Genomic DNA, 15,343 nt, shown 5'->3' with positions numbered 1-15,343 from the left:
CCAGGCCTGTCCGGCCGTGATGCCGGACGGGAACTGGGGGTGGCGTCCCCCTGAGCGACGCGACGGTGCACGGATCACGAGGTGGGGGCAAGGCAGCACGATGGCACAGGGCACGGTCCAGGTGACGCACACCGGCACATCGCGGTGGCGGCGCCGCACAGGCGAGTACGCCTCCCTCGCCGCTGCTCTCGAGGCCGCCGGCGACGGCGACATCCTCACCGTGGCCCCCGGTACATACCGCGAGAATCTGGTGGTCCGGCGTGCGGTCACCCTGCGCGGGCCGGAAGGGGCGGTCGGATCGGTGCGTATCGCCCCTGTGGACGGTGTGCCGCTGACCGTGCGCGCCTCCGCCGTCGTACGGGACCTGCATGTGGAGGGCCAGGACTCGGCCGCGCCCGCGCTGCTCGTCGAGGACGGCACACCCGAGCTCTCGGACCTGCGGATCGTCACCCGCTCCGCCGTGGGCCTCGAAGTGCGCGGCGGCGCCCGGCCCACCGTACGCCGTTGCACCGTCGACAACCCGGCGGGCGTCGGCATCGCCGTACTGGAGGGCGCGGGAGGGGTGTTCGAGGAGTGCGAGGTGGTGGCGGCCGGTCAGTCCGGCGTATCCGTGCACGGCGGTGCCCATCCCCGGCTGGAGCGCTGCCGGGTGCACCATGCCTCGGGCGCCGGCCTGACCGTCACCGGCGAGGGCAGCGGCCTGGAGGCCATCGGCTGCGAGGTGTACGAAATCAAGGGCACCGGTGTCCAGATCGCGTCGCGCGCCGCGGCCCACCTCACCGACTCCTCGGTGCACCGTACTTCGGCCGACGGCATCACCCTCGACACGGACGCGGTACTCACGCTCTCGGACAGCGACATCCACGACATCCCGGAGAACGCGATCGACCTGCGATCCCGGTCGGTTCTCACCCTGACCCGCTCCAAGGTGCGCCGCTTCGGGCGCAACGGCCTGTCCGTGTGGGATCCCGGGACGCGCGTGGACGCCAACCAGTGCGAGATCCAGGACAGTACGGGCGACTACCCGGCGGTCTGGATCAGCGACGGCGCGACGGCCGTACTCGACGCGTGCCGCGTCCATGACGTGCCCGACGCACTGTTCGTCCTGGACCGCGGCTCGCGCGTGGACGTCGTCGACAGCGACCTCTCGCAGGTCCGCAACACGGCAGTGTCGGTGAGCGACGGCGCGACGGCGCAGCTCGACGACTGCCGTATCCGCGAGGTCTCCACCGGTGCCTGGTTCCGCGATCACGGCAGCGGCGGCACGCTGAACGGCTGTACCGTCGACGCCGCCCAGACCGGCGTGATCGTCACCAAGGGCGCGGACCCGCTGATCGAGCGCTGCACCATCACGTCGCCTGCGGAGGCCGGTTTTTATGTGTCGGCGGAGGGCCGTGGCACGTTCCGCGGCTGCCGGGTCACCGGCAGCGGTGGTTACGGCTTCCATGTGATGGACGGCTGTCGTACGACGCTGAGCCGCTGCCGCACCGAGCGCTGCTCCCGCGGCGGTTACGAGTTCGGCGAGGAGGACGGCCCGGTCGTCGAGGACTGCACCAGCGACGAGAGCGGGGTGGCGCGTCAGGGCGCGGAGGCGGCGACGGCCGTCATGACGGCGACGACGTCGCCCGGTCTGCTGTCGGCCGTCCCGGCGCAGAGCGCCCAGCCGGCGGCACCTGTCCCGCAGGACGTGTCGGCGGATCCGGCGCGCGACCCGGGTGCCGTGCTCGGCGAACTGGACGCGCTGGTGGGGCTCGACAGTGTCAAGCGCGAGGTCCGTACGCTCACGAACATGATCGAGGTTGGCCGGCGCCGCCAGGAGGCGGGGCTCAAGGCCGCCTCGGTCCGCCGGCATCTGGTCTTCACCGGATCGCCCGGCACGGGCAAGACGACGGTCGCCCGGCTGTACGGCGAGATCCTCGCCTCGCTCGGTGTCCTGGAGCGCGGCCATCTCGTCGAGGTCTCGCGTGTGGATCTGGTGGGTGAGCACATCGGCTCCACCGCCATTCGCACCCAGGAGGCGTTCGACCGGGCGCGGGGCGGTGTGCTGTTCATCGACGAGGCGTACGCGCTGTCGCCGGAGGACTCGGGGCGGGACTTCGGCAAGGAGGCCATCGACACGCTGGTGAAGCTGATGGAGGACCACCGGGACGCCGTCGTGGTCATCGTGGCCGGGTACACGGCGGAGATGGAGCGCTTCCTCGCGGTCAACCCGGGTGTGGCGTCCCGTTTCTCACGGACCATCACCTTCAGCGACTACGACCCGGAGGAGCTGCTGCGGATCGTGGAGCAGCAGGCGGAGGAGCACGAGTACCGGCTCGCAGAGGGCACGCCGGAGGCGCTGCTGAAGTACTTCACCGTGCTGCCCAAGGGGCCCGCCTTCGGCAACGGCCGCACCGCGCGCCAGACGTTCGAGTCGATGGTGGAGCGGCATGCAGGGCGGGTCGCCGAGCTCGCAGAGGTGAGCACCGACGACCTCACCCTGCTCTACTCGGACGACCTGCCGGAACTGCCCTGAGTCTGCCGGGGGACGACCGGCGTGAGCCTCTCGAGCAGGTCTGCCCGTTCCTGTGCGAACAACGGGTCGGCCTGGTAGTCCGAGTGCCCGAGGATCGGCTCCGGAAGCGGGTGCCGCTCCGAACGCCCGTACACGACGGGGTCCTTGAGCGCCTCCCGGTCGACGTCGGCCGGGTCCTCGCAGCCACCGGCGGCCCGATGCCGGTCCGAGGGGATCAGCACCGGCCCGCCGATCGGGTCGGTACGCCGCCACAGATTGCGCCAGCAGTCCAGTTCGCCGCTGAGTTCCAGCAGGGCCTTGGGCCCGAAGTAGGCGGGGAACCAGCGGCCGTAGAGGCGTTCCAGAGGCGACCCGTACGTCAGTAAGGCCACCCGCTTGCGAGTTGCCGCGGGCAGCTGCCACACGGCCGCCGCGGCCAGCACACTGCCCTGTGAGTGACCCGAGATCACGAGCCGGCCTCCGGTGCGCGCGGTCCAGGTGCACATGCGCCAGGTCAGGTCGGGGACGGCCCGCTCGGCGTAGCAGGGCGGCGCGAAGGGGTGCGCGGCCCGCGGCCAGAAGGTGCCGACGTCCCACAGGATGCCGATGGTGCGGCGCGCGGAGGCGTCGCGATAGGCGCGGCGGCCCATGGTGACGAACAGTATGAAGCCGAAGCCGACCAGCCAGGATCCCAGCGCCTGGGCGGTCTCCGCGGCCGACTCCGCGGGGCCGCCGTGGCCGAACGACCGTCCCGGCACCTCGCCGCTCAGCCACGCGCCGCCGACGGCCCCGGCTCCGAGCAGCAGCGTGGCGCCCGAGACCACACCGGCCATCAGCGGCGCGGCATCGGTGAGGGCGGCGCGGGCTCGGGTTCCCGCGATCCGCCGCGTGCGGACGGCGTCGCGGCGGCCTTCGTCGGGTTCCCCGTCGAAGTACTCGGCCTCGACCGTCGGAGCGAGGCGGCGGGCGGCGAGCCATGTCCGTACGGCCAGCGCCAGCGCGGGAATCAGCAGGACGAGGAGCAGCACGGGAATGACCGACGCCTGCCAGCTGAGCAGCACCGGGGGCCCGGGGATGGTGCCCTCCCCGTCCATGCCGGGTGTGCCGGGCCCGTCGAGCCAGTCCGCGACGCGCTGGGCGACCCCGCCGGTCATCACCCCGCCCAGGGCGCAGGCGAGCATGGCGACGGCCGGCCCGCCGAGTCCGTAGAGCACGGTGCGCGGATGGCGGGCGTAACGATGCAGTATCCGGGCGGTGACGGCGAGTGCGACCACGAGGCCGCCCTGGGCGAGGACGATGACCCGGAAGGTGACGTCGCCGGGAAGGGTGGCGCTCGAGGCCCAGCCCGGCCGCGACCAGGAGGCGTAGAGCACGGCCAGGAGGAGCAATACCAGCGCGGCGCCCGGCAGACAGCGGGCGGCTGCGCGGTCGAGGCGTGCGTCGATCCGCCGCTCGCTGCGGCCGCGGCGGACGACCACCCACAGCACGGCCGCCGCTCCGACGACGAGGGCGCCCTCGAGGAGCACGCCGCAGATCTTCAGTAATGCGTCATCGGCGGCCCGGTCGTGGCGGGCGGCGGCACCGGCGACTGCGGCCGCGACGGTGAGGAGGCCGGCAGCAGTGTGGGCGGCACGCAGCCGGGCGACGAGCCTGCGGCCGTACCAGAAACCGGGCCTGCCGAGCGCGGGCCGTACGTGCGGCTTCGGCGGCCCGGTGGTGTGGGGACCGCAGCTCACCTGCCCGAAGTCGTCCCGGCCGTCCGGGGCGCCGGTCCCGCCGGTGCCCCCGTCGAAATCCAGGTCCCCGTCGTCATCCGTGTCCGTGTGGACGTCCACGACCACTGCGTCGTCACCGGTCGGCGGACGCTGGGACTCGTACGCGCTCCAGGTCCGGTTGGAGAGGTACCAGAGCAGCCCGACCAGCGCTGCCGGGATCACAGCGGCGAGCGCCAGGCGCCTCCCCGGCTGCGACCACCAGCCCCCCTGGGCGCTCGACATGAAGCCGAGCCAGGACCGCTCGCCGCTGCACTGCGGGGACCCGGCGCACTGCCAGGCCAGCAGGTCGAGCGCGACTTCGCAGGCCGCTGCAGTGAGAAGCACGGTCAGACTGAGCGCGACCAGCCGCACCAGCGCCCCGTAGAGCCGGGTGGTCCTGCGCTTCCCCTTGGCCCTGGGCCGCATCCAGTGCGCGAGGTTGACCACCATGAACGGCAGCAGAAGCAGCCACAGAGCACGGGCGCCGTTGCCCGAGGTGAGGTTGGACCAGCAGTACGCTTCCGGGATCGGCCGGTCCAGGTACTCCTGCGGGCGGCTCTCGGCCTCCGCGTCGTCGGTGCGGCGGTACACGGCGGCCTTCTCGTCACCGGTTATCCGCACCGTACGGGGATCACCGAGCATGTCCTGCGGGGTGGCTCCGCCGACGCCGTGAACGAGCAGCTCGAGCGCGGGCCCGCCGCTTCGCGGCGCCGGGGTGGCAGGGGACACAGGGGTGACTCCCTCTCTCGGGACCGGGTACCGACCGGGAATCGGCCGGGAGGCGGTTCGTGACCAGAATTGCGGATCACGACGGTTCGCGGCACCGCTCTCAAGGAATCTCCCCGAGCCCGCCCGGCAATACGCGTGCGAGGATGAGAAGCCTTGGCCACCAGGGCCTGAACGGCGGCCTGGACTGCCGACGACAAGGAAGGACCGGCCCGAGCGGTGAGCGACAACCAGAACCTCCTCGCGGAGCAGCGGCGTGCTCTGATCCTCGACGAGGTCCGCAGGCGCGGCGGGGTCCGGGTCAACGAGCTCACCCGCAGGCTCAACGTCTCCGACATGACCGTGCGCCGGGACCTGGACGCCCTCGCGCGCCAGGGCGTGGTCGAGAAGGTGCACGGCGGGGCGGTGCCGGTGGTCGAGGCGAGCACGCACGAGCCGGGGTTCGAGGCCAAGTCGGCACTGGAGTTGAGCGCCAAGGAGGACATCGGACGGGCGGCGGCCCGGCTGGCGGTGCCCGGCAGCGCGATCGCACTGTCCGGCGGCACGACGACGTACGCCCTGGCGCACCATCTGCTGGAGGTTCCGGACCTCACGGTCGTCACCAACTCGGTGCGGGTGGCTGACGTGTTCCACTCGGCGCAGCGGGCGGGCTCGCCGGGCGGTCGGCGTCCGGGCGCCGCGACGGTGGTCCTCACCGGGGGGGTACGCACGCCGTCGGACTCGCTGGTGGGGCCGGTGGCGGACCAGGCGATCCGCTCGCTCCACTTCGATGTGCTCTTCCTCGGTGTGCACGGCATCTCGGTGGAGGCCGGCCTGTCCACGCCGAATCTGGCGGAGGCCGAGACCAACCGCCATCTGGTGCAGGCCGCGCGCCGCGTGGTGGTGGTCGCCGACCACACCAAGTGGGGGACGGTGGGCCTCAGTTCGTTCGCGGAGCTCGCCGAGGTGGACACCCTGGTGACCGATTCGGGGCTGCCGGCCGCGGCCCGCGAGGAGATCGCGGAGCATCTGACCGGTGTTGTGGTGGCGGGTGAACCGGAAGCCGCGGGCGGTTAGGCGTGAGCGTCTTCCGTATCGGCAGGGTCACCGCGCTGCCTGCCGAGGAGTGCTGGCGGCGGGTCACCGACTGGCCGGCGCACGCGGCGCAGATGCCGCTGACCGCGATCTCGGTGACGGCGCCGGCCACCGCGAACAGGACGTTGGCGAGCGAGGCCGGGCTGAACGCCGGAACCCTCAGGAGGGGGCGGAGCACCGGTGTGGGCACGGTGGTCGTGGCACGCAGCGCGCTGGGCCGGTTCGGCTTCGACGACCCGATGGAGGTCGTGCTCTGGGAATCGCCCTCGCCCGGCCGGCCGGGCCGCTGCCGCCTGGAGAAGCGCGGCCGGGTGATCACGGGCTGGGCCGAGATCTCGGTGTACCCGAAGGGCCCCGGCTCGGTGGTGCTGTGGGTGGAGGAGCTGCGACTCCCGCTGGTACCCGGGCTGTTCGACCCGCTGGTCGCGCGAGTGGGCAGGCGGGTGTTCGGCCGCGCGCTCGACGGCCTGCTCGGCTCGGGATGCACCCGCTGAGGGGCGGACATCGGGCCGCGCCACGGCTATGGTTGCGGGCCCACCCCTCGCCCGCCGCTGGAGGTACGATCCCATGGCACGTCAACTCCGCCTAGTGGAGCTGGAGTTCGTGGAGAGCGCCCCCCTGCGCCTGGTCTTCTCCGCGCAGGTCTCCGCCTCGCCGCAGGCGCTGTACGCGGCACTCGCCGACGACGTCGCCGGCTGGCCCGGCTGGTTCACCGCCGTCACCGCGGCCCGGTCCACCGGTGCGGGCACGGGCCGGGAGATCCGGCTGAAGGGAGGCACCGTGTTCACGGAGACGATCCTGGCCAGGGAGCCGGACACCCGCTACGCGTACCGTGTGGACCAGACCAACGCCCCCGGTCTGCGGGCGCTGCTGGAGGAGTGGCGGATCACGCCGACCGCGACGGGCGCACGGGTGCAGTGGACGTTCGCCGCGGACGGGCCGGCGCCGCTGCGGCTCGCGCTGCGGCTCGGCCGCCCGGGTCTCGGCCGCGCCTTCAGGGACGCCGTGCGCAACCTGGACCGCGGACTGACTCACTCCGCCGACCGCTGACCCGCGGCTGCCAGGCGCTCACCGCCGACAAGGCGGCCCGGACCGCCCCGGACCGTCAGCAGACCGCCCCGACCGTCAGCAATGCCAGTCGCCGGTGGCGAGGAACTGCTCGATCGCCGCCGTGTACGGGCGGATGTCGAGCCCCTGCTCGGCGAGCCAGCCGTCGGAGTAGTACTTGTCGAGGTAGCGGTCGCCCGGGTCGCAGATCAGGGTGACCACACTCCCCCGCTCCCCCGCGGCCACCATCTCGGCCACGACCTTCAGCGCGCTCCAGAGTCCGGTGCCGGTCGAGCCGCCCGCCTTGCGCCCGATGGCGCCTTCGAGGGCCCGCACGGCGGCGACGCTGGCGGCGTCGGGCACCTTCATCATCCGGTCGATCGCGCCCGGCACGAAGCTCGGCTCCATACGGGGCCGGCCGATGCCCTCGATGCGGGAGCCGCAGTCGCTGGCGGCGTGCGGGTCGGCGTGCGTCCAGCCGTCGAAGAAGCAGGAGTTCTCCGGGTCGGGGACGCAGATGCGGGTGTCGTGCTGCATGTAGTGCACATAGCGGGCGATGGTCGCCGAGGTGCCTCCGGTGCCTGCCGTGGCGACGATCCAGGTGGGCTCCGGATAGCGCTCGAGCCGAAGCTGCTGGTAGATCGATTCCGCGATGTTGTTGTTACCGCGCCAGTCGGTGGCCCGCTCGGCGTAGGTGAACTGGTCCATGTAGTGGCCGCCGGTCCGGTCGGCGAGCGCCGCGGACTCCTCGTACATCTTCCGCGAGTCGTCGACGAAGTGGCACTGACCGCCGTGGAACTCGATCAGCCGGATCTTCTCGGAGCTCGTGGTGCGTGGCATGACGGCGACGAAGGGGACACCGATCAGCTTCGCGAAGTACGCCTCGGACACGGCCGTCGAACCGCTGGACGCCTCGATGACGGGCTTGCCGGGTCTGATCCAGCCGTTGCACAGGCCGTACAGGAACAGCGAGCGGGCGAGCCGGTGTTTGAGGCTGCCGGTGGGGTGGGTGGACTCGTCCTTGAGGTAGAGGTCGATCCCCCACTCCTCCGGCAGCGGGAAGCGCAACAGGTGGGTGTCGGCGGAGCGGTTGGCGTCCGCCTGGACCTTGCGTACGGCCTCTTTGAGCCAAGCCCGGTAGTGCGGATCGCTGCGGTCCACGTCGGCGGTCGCGACCGCCCTGCCCGGTGCGGTCCGGTCCGCCGTGCTGTCCATCGCGTTCCCTTCGTTGTGCCGACTCTGTCGCCACTTGCAACAGTAAGCCCCTCACCTGCGTAAACGTTCGCTTTGAGTGTCCATAGGCGTCGCTTGTGGCCGAGCGGCAGCAGGTGTACTGGTATGTGCGGCGCGAGTTGTGCACACTTCCAGGAGAGTCGCTGCGAAGGGGGCGGAAACGATGGCCATGGCAGAGCCGGATTTCAGCGCCACGGGTGTGCGGATCGAGCGCTGGCCCCGCTCGCTCACCCGGGCCGGCCAGGTGCTGATCAAGGACGGCAGGCTGGCACTGATGACCAGCTACGGCCGCGTCATCGAGAGCGCGCCCGTGCGGGCGGTGACCGCGGGCAGGCCGTGGTTCGCCGGTGACGACAGCACGGTGGCGACGCTGAACGGCAAGCGGTACCGCCTGACGATGGGCCAGCGCAGCAGGCGGCCCGAGGGGCGGGCGCTGGCCGGGCGATTCCTGGAAGCGGTCCGCGGCGCGGGCGGCTCGGAGCGCTGAGCAGCACGCAGGAGCACGCAGGAGCACGCAGGAGCACTGACGACGCCCGTACGGGCTCCGTGAGTTGCGGGGCATGGGGCGATGGTTCACGCTGGTTCCACATCACTCAGGGTTCGCCGGCGGTCACGCTGAGATCCAGTCCCGCCGGTCTGATCAGCAGGTCGGCCGACTGCTGGATCGCATTTCTCGTCTTCTTCCGGACTATTTCGGGGAGTCGCAGCCGTGATCAGCCAGCCAAGCAGGCACTGCACGGTGGAGCTCCAGGCCCTGCCGTCGCGGATCGGTCAGGTCCGCAGAATCATTTCGGCGCAACTGCGCTACTGGCATCTCGATCCTCTGATCGACCATGCCGCGCTGGGCGTCACCGAGTTGCTGACCAATGTCCACCGGCATGCCCAGCCGGACAAGATGTGCACCGTGGACGTCGAGCTGCTGCTCGACCGGCTCACGGTCTCCGTTCACGACCACGACCCGCGGCTGCCGACCGTGCGCGATCCGGGCATGTCCGCCACATCGGGGCGCGGTCTCGCGCTGGTGGCTGCCATGAGCGAGAGCTGGGGCGCCCGGCCCCAGGGCGACACGGGCAAGGTCGTCTGGTTCACGCTCCCCGCCTCGTCGCCCGCCGTGACGCTGCCCGCGTACCGGGCGGTGTACGGGGCGACGACCATCGGCCCCTTCGCCGGTGCTCCGGAGGCCGCGGCCGTACTGGTCGTACCGGAGACGGAGCCGGCTTCCGCCCGGCCGGCCGTCGCCGGCTGACGCAGCGGGCGCGGCGCGCCCGCTGCTCGGCGCGATTGGCGCGACTCGCGAGTCATGCCGCAGCGTCCCTGGAGACGCGGCCGACACTGCTGGTCGAGGACGGACAGCAGGCGCCAGTACTCCCCCTCGTCCGTCTCGCCGGCAGCGAAGCGGCGGCCCAGTACGGCGATCGGCGAACTCTCGGAGATCGCCGGACGGCCGCCCTGCCCGCGGCCCGTCAACGCACCGACGAGGACTCATGAACGATCGAGACTGGGGAAAGGATGATTTCAGGCGTCCTGATATCGCACCGGGTCCTCCAAGCGGGCCTCGGCGAATCCCCTGAGCCGCAGCAGGCAGGTGTCGCATTCACGGCACGCGCGGCCAAGCTCGTCCGGGTCGTAGCAGCTGTGGGTGAGTGAGTAGTCGACGCCGAGCCTCAGCCCCTCGCGGATGATGTCCGCCTTGGACATCGCAATGAGCGGCGAGTGCAGCTTCAGCTCCTGACTGCCCTCGACCCCGGCCCGCGTGGCGAGGTTGGCCATCTTGGCGAACGCGTCCATGTACTCAGGCCGGCAGTCCGGGTAGCCGCTGTAGTCCACGGCGGTCACCCCGGTGAAGATGTCGGCGGCCCCGACGACCTCCGCGTAGGCCAGGGCGAAAGACAGGAAGATGGTGTTGCGGGCCGGCACATAGGTGATGGGCACACTGGAGTTCTCGAGCTCGTCCACGCTGTCGTGCTTCGGTACGGCCATCTCGTCGGTGAGCGCGGATCCTCCGAAGACTCGCAGATCGATACCGGCGATGATGTGGCGTGCCACGTTCTGTGCCTCGGCGACGCGCTTCGCTGCCTCGAGTTCGATGCCGTGCCGTTGGCCGTACTGAAAGCTCAGCGCGTACGGCATGAAGCCTCGGCTCTTGGCAATGGCCAGCACAGTGGTCGAGTCGAGGCCGCCACTGAGCAGCACGATCGCGGGACGGTCCATGCGCTCTCCACCTCTGCGGGAGACGAGTGGGATCGGGATGTCGGTGGGAGAGTGCTGTTGGCTCGAGTCGGCGACGAGTGCACCGGCTCGCTTCACGACGAGGAGGCCGCCCGTGGGGTTCCTTCCGCATCCACTTCCAGGCGAAGTCCGCCACGAGGCTGCTGGGTGACCTGGACGCGCACCGGCACGTCGACGACGGAAGCAAGGTCTTCAGCGACTTCCGCGGCGAGGTGTTCAGCAAATATGCCGCGATTGCGAAACCCGAAGAGGTACAGCTTGAGCGATTTGTGCTCGATTGCGCGCTCTCGAGGTTTGTAAGAAATGCGAATCGAATAGATGTCGGGCTGCTCGGTCATGGGGCACAATGCGGTTAATTCGTTCGAGACAAATGCGATCTCGTTGATTCCCGGAACGCTGGCGATCGTCTCGATCGCCCCGGGCCCGATGGAGCCGCGCACCGGCCGGCCCAGCAAAGTAAGCCCCTCGGTCACCGTCGACGTCGACGCCTCGTCACTCATCCCTGCCCCCCTGAACTCGTCACCATGGCATGGCGAATCTCGAACAGCACCCGGCGCGGCCGTCTGCACCGCCGACCGCCCCGGCACTGCGCGACACCGGAGAATCTCCGTCCTCTTCAGCGCACCTGGAGTCTAGTTGGGTGACCGGTTCTCAGCCAGGGCGCAGTCATGCGGGAACCGGGTTGGCGGTACGCAGGGGGGCGGCCGGTGAATTCGCGGGCGAGCCCCCTGCCTCTGCTCCGGTCCGGCGGCCCTCGCCTGACAGCCCTCCGTCCGATCGCGAAGCATAATTCGGGGCCCTGAAGTCCTTGCTTCCAGGCCACTTGAGCGAACGCTGCCGGCCGGCCCGCCCACACCCGCGCTCGGTCCGGGTAGCCGCGAAGCGGGTGTCCGGCCCGACTTCCTCGGGAATCGGGTGCCCTGTTCGGGACGCGGCGGCATGATGGTCACGCGGTGACCCACTCTGGTCGCGGAGAGGAGCGGATCGATGACATCAACGCAGGACGACCGGCCGGCCGGCGAGGAGCCGGCAGAGCCGCCGGAGCCCGTACCCCACCGGGAGACAACGGCCATGGACGGCCGGATTCCGGCAGCCCTGCTGGACTCGCTCGCGGGGGAACTCTCCTCGTACGCCTCCGAGGGCGACGAAACCGCGGCCGACGCCTGATCTACGCCCAGCCATTGCCTTCGAGGCTGCTCTCCACCGCCAGGGCGGCTTCCTCGCCCCGGCGGTAGCCGATCTCCCGGGCCACCTCGGAGGCTCGGCTGATCTCGTCCCAGGCGGCCTCCTCGTCGCTCACGTCCTGGTAGACACGGGCCAGGGCGATCCGCGCGTCCACCTCCGCGACCCGGTATCCGCCGCTGCCCGCCATCGCCAGCGCCTGGTCCGCGTCCCCACGTGCGCTCGCGGACCGGCCCGTGGCCGCGGCCAGGCGGCACCGCGCGAGCAGCGAAGCGATCAACACGTCCCGGCGGGTGATGCCGCGCGCAATGGCGTGGGCCGCCTCGAAGTGTGTCCGGGCCCGCTGCAGCGCCTCCGTCTCGACGGGGGTGCGCGGGTCGCTGTCCGGACCGCCGCGGCACGGACCCGCCTCGTCCAGCGCCAGGTCCCCCAGTCCGATCAGGCAGGCGGCCTCGTCGGCGGTCCAGCCGGCCCGTCGGCAGATGGTCAGATTGGCCTCCAGGGCCCGGTGCGCGGCCGCGGCCCGTCCGGTGGTGCGCAGATGTTCCGCGTAATGGATGCCGCTCCAGCTGTACAGGAGGGGGATCGGGGTGAACTCCCGGGCCAGGCGCAGCGCGGACGCGAAGGCTTCCTCCGCGGCGTCGTGGTCGCCCCGATAGTGGTGCAGCGTGCCGCTCAGGGTCTCGGCGACCAGTTCGTCCTCACGGTCGCCCGCCCGCCGGGCAAGTTCGAAGGCGCTCTCGATGGCCTCCTCCGCGCCGGCCAACTGCCCGAGCCCCAAGTGCAGTTCGACCCGGTTCTGGCAGCTGACCGCAGCTTGGTGGTAGCGGCCGAGACCGCGGAAGGCCGCCTCGGCCCGGCGCAGTGCGGCCACCGCGTCCCACAGCCGCCCCAGCATCTGGAAACTGGTGGCGACCTCGTGCAGGACCCAGCCGCGCATCTCCGGGTCGCCGCCGGCCGTGAAGGGCTCGCGCCGGAAGTCGCCCCGCGGGAAGAAGTCGGTGAAGCATGACAGGACCGTGTCGTACGCGCTGAGTTCACGGGTGATCAGGCCTCGATCGCCTGCGTACAGCTGGTCCGTGATGAGCAGATACGCCTCGGCGTACGCGCCGGAGCGGCACGCGTGATGGACGGCCTCGATCAGCGGATCGAGGCCTTCGAGTGTGGCAGGGGGGTCGGTGCGTGCGTCGGCGATGCGCATGTAGTAGCGCTTGGCCCACTCGTGGAGGCTGGTGTGGTCCACGCTGCTGCGCGCCGACTTGTAGTAGTAGTCGCGGATCAGGGGGTGGGTGCCGAGCCGGCCGCTCTGGTCGCGCCGCACCACCCGGGCGTCGACGAGATGAACCAGTGCGGCGGCATGGGCGACGGGCAGCGCCGAGCCGCACTGCACGTCCTGCTGCACGCCCTGCACGTCCTGCTGCACGTCCTGCACGCTTTGCGCGTTCTGCGGGAGCACGGCCTCCAGAGCCTCCTCCCCCACCGGGGTGCGGAAGACGCTGAACCCGATGAGCAGTTCGCGCTCGGTCTCCGAGAGCCACGCGTCGTACTGGCTCAGGATGCGCCGTACCAGCTCCCCCCGGGGCAGGTCCGGATCCGGTCTCGGCAAGGTGGCGACCCGGCGCACGTCACCTCCGTACCGCTTGACCAGATAGGCCGCGATCAGGCTGAGAGTGAGCGCGTGCCCGCCCCACTGGTCGGCCACCCGCTCCAGCGCCGCGTCGGAGCCGCGTACCCCCAGCGTTGCCAGGAGTTCACGGCCCGCCTGGGCGGTGAGCGAGGGGACGTCGATCTGCCGGTGGGTCACGAAGGAGATGAGGTCGACCACCGGTGCCCGCGAGGTGATCAGGCAGAAGGACGGGTGGCCGGGTGTGGCGAAGAAGGTGAGGAAATCCCGCAGATCCGGGCTGAGTACGGCCCCGTAGTGGTCGCCGCGCTGCTCCTGGACGGCTTCGAGCCCGTCCAGCACGAAGATGTACGGCTGGGTGCTCAGCAGCGAGGCGATGATCTCGGCGCGGGCCCGTCCGTCGCCGCAGTCCTCAGAGGTGATCCGGCCGCCGCTGACGTAGTCGAGCGCGGCTTCCAGGAAGTCGTCGGCCCCGGAGCGTTCGGCGAAGGTCCACCAGAAGATGCGGGACGGCTGCGCGTCCTGGTCGGCGTTGACCCGGTCCGCTCTGCGCCGGCTTTCGAGCCACTGGCGGGCGATGGTGGTCTTGCCCTCGCCACCGAACCCGATCAGCCCGACGACCAAGGTCTCCGGGTCGTTCGCCACCCGCTCGGTCTCGGCGAGGAGCGCTTCACGCCCCACCCATTCGTTCAGCAAGGCGGGCGCGTCCTCCAGCCGGTGGGACCGCGGCAGCTGAACCCTGTGAAGTAGTTCGCCGTCCATCTGCGGCGGTTCCGCATGCTGCATCGGCAACGGGTCGGCCCGGATGACCAGGGAGAACGGCGGAAAGGTGACGAGGTGGGCGTTGACCGCCCAGGCGGTGTCGCGGTCCTCGGCCGCTCCCGACGAGCCCCATTTCTCGGAGACCATGCCGACGACCAGGTTGCGCACGCGGTCGAGCACCGGGGCTCCGCTCATGCCCTCGGCGATGCCCGACGACCGGAGCTGGACGGGCTCCTTCAGCAGGGCGTGGCCCTCCGGAGCCTCGATCTCGCCCATGATCGTCCCCTGGGCGAGGAGCCCTTGGTACTTGCCCAGCCTGCGGTACCCGTAGCCGATGAACTCGTTCCATGAAGATGCTGCGGCATCGCCGAGTACGGCCACCCGGCTGTTGGGGATCGGCGCCTCAGTCATGAGGCAGACGATGTCGTCGTCGTTTTCCTGGCAATAGGCGACCACCCTGGCCCGGCGGGTGACGGCCTTCCAGTGATCCACGGCCGGGAAGTGAATGTCGACCTCCGGAGGCTCGGACGCCCGTACGTCCAGCCCGCCCGCCTCCAGTACGTGGCGGCAGGTGACCACGAGCCCTCGGCTGGCGATGGCCACCCCGCTGCCCAACGTCTCCCCGCTGTCGGGCAGAGCGACTCTTACGGTAATGAGCCTCACATTCTGCAGTCTGACCTGGTATCCGGAGTTCGGCTCTCCCGTCATGGACCGTCCGCGCTCCAGGTGAGCCGCACCGTGAGCGCCGCGCCGACGCCCGCTTTGGCGATCATCGCGCCGCTCTCGGCGTCCAGCGTGATACCGAACTCGACCTCCACCTCGTCCGGCCGTCGCGGCAGCGAGCCGACTGCTGCGTTGACCCGCTGTGCCATGGAACGGATGGTTCCCATGGCGGCGTTCACCGCGTCCTCCGAGCGGCGGAGCAGATCGGCGGGGCCGACCGCGACCTGCCGGATACCGCGCCCCGGCGGGAATTCGACGAGTAACCGGCCGTCGTCCGGTGTGATGTCGTCGCCCTTTGACTCGGTCCGCGCCGTGCCGACCTGCCCGGTCATCAAGCCCTCCTCCTGCCTCCGGATCGCCCCGTCGGCGATCCTCTGTCTGTTCTGCCCGCACCATGAAAGACTTCAACTCGTCGATCTCGCAGGAAAACTGAAATCCTGTCCGGCGCGGGACGCCTTGCCCGAAGGAGCCCGGGCACTGGAAGTTTGTTGTGCG

General features: G+C 70.8%; 13 protein-coding genes and 1 pseudogene. 7 read left to right on the top strand and 7 right to left on the bottom strand.

Going from position 1 to position 15,343, the window contains the following annotated elements:
* Positions 1–100 precede the first annotated feature (100 nt).
* Positions 101–2,515 (top strand): right-handed parallel beta-helix repeat-containing protein, encoded by a 2,415-nt coding sequence (locus ACZ4SA_RS30890; protein ID WP_468281049.1) that lies wholly within the window; start codon positions 101–103, stop codon positions 2,513–2,515.
* Here ACZ4SA_RS30890 and ACZ4SA_RS30885 read toward each other — a convergent pair.
* On the bottom strand, positions 2,485–4,977 hold the full coding sequence (locus ACZ4SA_RS30885; protein WP_468281047.1) for a hypothetical protein: 2,493 nt from the start codon (positions 4,975–4,977) through the stop codon (positions 2,485–2,487). The two genes, ACZ4SA_RS30890 and ACZ4SA_RS30885, sit on opposite strands and share 31 nt — an antisense overlap.
* A gap of 216 nt (positions 4,978–5,193) precedes the next feature.
* Here ACZ4SA_RS30885 and ACZ4SA_RS30880 point away from each other — a divergent pair, with 216 nt between their 5' ends.
* The 3 genes from ACZ4SA_RS30880 to ACZ4SA_RS30870 all read left to right on the top strand — a co-directional run bounded on the left by ACZ4SA_RS30880 (position 5,194) and on the right by ACZ4SA_RS30870 (position 7,098).
* Positions 5,194–6,030 (top strand): DeoR/GlpR family DNA-binding transcription regulator, encoded by an 837-nt coding sequence (locus ACZ4SA_RS30880; RefSeq protein WP_468281045.1) that lies wholly within the window; start codon positions 5,194–5,196, stop codon positions 6,028–6,030.
* A 2-nt stretch (positions 6,031–6,032) separates the two neighbouring features.
* Positions 6,033–6,542, top strand: coding sequence for an SRPBCC family protein (locus ACZ4SA_RS30875; RefSeq protein WP_468281043.1), 510 nt, complete (start codon positions 6,033–6,035; stop codon positions 6,540–6,542).
* Between the two features lie 73 nt (positions 6,543–6,615).
* Entirely contained in the window at positions 6,616–7,098 is a 483-nt protein-coding gene (locus ACZ4SA_RS30870; protein ID WP_468281041.1) for an SRPBCC family protein, read from the top strand.
* A 75-nt stretch (positions 7,099–7,173) separates the two neighbouring features.
* Here ACZ4SA_RS30870 and cds1 read toward each other — a convergent pair whose 3' ends face one another.
* Positions 7,174–8,310, bottom strand: a complete 1,137-nt coding sequence (gene cds1, locus ACZ4SA_RS30865) for an L-cysteine desulfhydrase Cds1 (protein WP_468281039.1) — start codon at positions 8,308–8,310, stop codon at positions 7,174–7,176.
* 181 nt (positions 8,311–8,491) lie between these two features.
* Between cds1 and ACZ4SA_RS30860 the strand changes: the two genes are divergently transcribed.
* Complete coding sequence (locus tag ACZ4SA_RS30860) at positions 8,492–8,815, top strand: hypothetical protein (protein WP_468281037.1); 324 nt, start codon at positions 8,492–8,494, stop codon at positions 8,813–8,815.
* A gap of 222 nt (positions 8,816–9,037) precedes the next feature.
* Positions 9,038–9,574: an ATP-binding protein gene (locus ACZ4SA_RS30855; protein WP_468281035.1), complete on the top strand. Its 537-nt coding sequence runs from the start codon at positions 9,038–9,040 to the stop codon at positions 9,572–9,574.
* 86 nt (positions 9,575–9,660) lie between these two features.
* Here the strand turns inward: ACZ4SA_RS30855 and ACZ4SA_RS30850 are convergent.
* The 3 genes and pseudogenes from ACZ4SA_RS30850 to ACZ4SA_RS30840 all read right to left on the bottom strand — a co-directional run.
* Positions 9,661–9,789 (bottom strand): annotated as a pseudogene (locus ACZ4SA_RS30850) (SHOCT domain-containing protein); the annotation flags it as partial.
* A gap of 54 nt (positions 9,790–9,843) precedes the next feature.
* On the bottom strand, positions 9,844–10,539 hold the full coding sequence (queC, locus tag ACZ4SA_RS30845; protein ID WP_468281033.1) for a 7-cyano-7-deazaguanine synthase QueC: 696 nt from the start codon (positions 10,537–10,539) through the stop codon (positions 9,844–9,846).
* Positions 10,540–10,631: 92 nt separating this feature from the next.
* A complete protein-coding gene (locus tag ACZ4SA_RS30840) occupies positions 10,632–11,057 on the bottom strand; it encodes a preQ(1) synthase (RefSeq protein ID WP_468281031.1) in 426 nt (141 codons plus the stop codon).
* A 487-nt stretch (positions 11,058–11,544) separates the two neighbouring features.
* On the opposite strand from ACZ4SA_RS30840, the gene ACZ4SA_RS30835 reads away from it, so the two are divergent.
* Entirely contained in the window at positions 11,545–11,724 is a 180-nt protein-coding gene (locus ACZ4SA_RS30835; RefSeq protein ID WP_468281029.1) for a hypothetical protein, read from the top strand.
* 1 nt (position 11,725) lies between these two features.
* Here ACZ4SA_RS30835 and ACZ4SA_RS30830 read toward each other — a convergent pair whose 3' ends face one another.
* Together ACZ4SA_RS30830 and ACZ4SA_RS30825 are read right to left on the bottom strand one after the other, a co-directional pair.
* Positions 11,726–14,788 (bottom strand): trypsin-like peptidase domain-containing protein, encoded by a 3,063-nt coding sequence (locus tag ACZ4SA_RS30830; RefSeq protein WP_468281027.1) that lies wholly within the window; start codon positions 14,786–14,788, stop codon positions 11,726–11,728.
* Positions 14,789–14,829: 41 nt separating this feature from the next.
* Positions 14,830–15,180 (bottom strand): CU044_2847 family protein, encoded by a 351-nt coding sequence (locus ACZ4SA_RS30825; protein WP_468281025.1) that lies wholly within the window; start codon positions 15,178–15,180, stop codon positions 14,830–14,832.
* Between the last annotated feature and the right edge of the window lie 163 nt (positions 15,181–15,343).

The sequence above is a fragment of the Streptomyces sp. NPDC027962 genome (assembly GCF_055566095.1).
The sequence above is the reverse complement of the archived record's forward strand: the minus strand, read 5'-3'. Positions and strand labels throughout refer to the sequence as shown.

Bases quoted from the DNA above. Each gene is read 5' to 3' on its own strand.
- ACZ4SA_RS30890 (WP_468281049.1), top strand. From the start codon at position 101: ATGGCACAGGGCACGGTCCAGGTGACGCACACCGGCACATCGCGGTGG.
- ACZ4SA_RS30870 (WP_468281041.1), top strand. From the start codon at position 6,616: ATGGCACGTCAACTCCGCCTAGTGGAGCTGGAGTTCGTGGAGAGCGCC.
- cds1 (WP_468281039.1), bottom strand. From the start codon at position 8,310: ATGGACAGCACGGCGGACCGGACCGCACCGGGCAGGGCGGTCGCGACC.
- ACZ4SA_RS30860 (WP_468281037.1), top strand. From the start codon at position 8,492: ATGGCCATGGCAGAGCCGGATTTCAGCGCCACGGGTGTGCGGATCGAG.
- queC (WP_468281033.1), bottom strand. From the start codon at position 10,539: ATGGACCGTCCCGCGATCGTGCTGCTCAGTGGCGGCCTCGACTCGACC.
- ACZ4SA_RS30840 (WP_468281031.1), bottom strand. From the start codon at position 11,057: ATGAGTGACGAGGCGTCGACGTCGACGGTGACCGAGGGGCTTACTTTG.
- ACZ4SA_RS30835 (WP_468281029.1), top strand. From the start codon at position 11,545: ATGACATCAACGCAGGACGACCGGCCGGCCGGCGAGGAGCCGGCAGAG.
- ACZ4SA_RS30825 (WP_468281025.1), bottom strand. From the start codon at position 15,180: ATGACCGGGCAGGTCGGCACGGCGCGGACCGAGTCAAAGGGCGACGAC.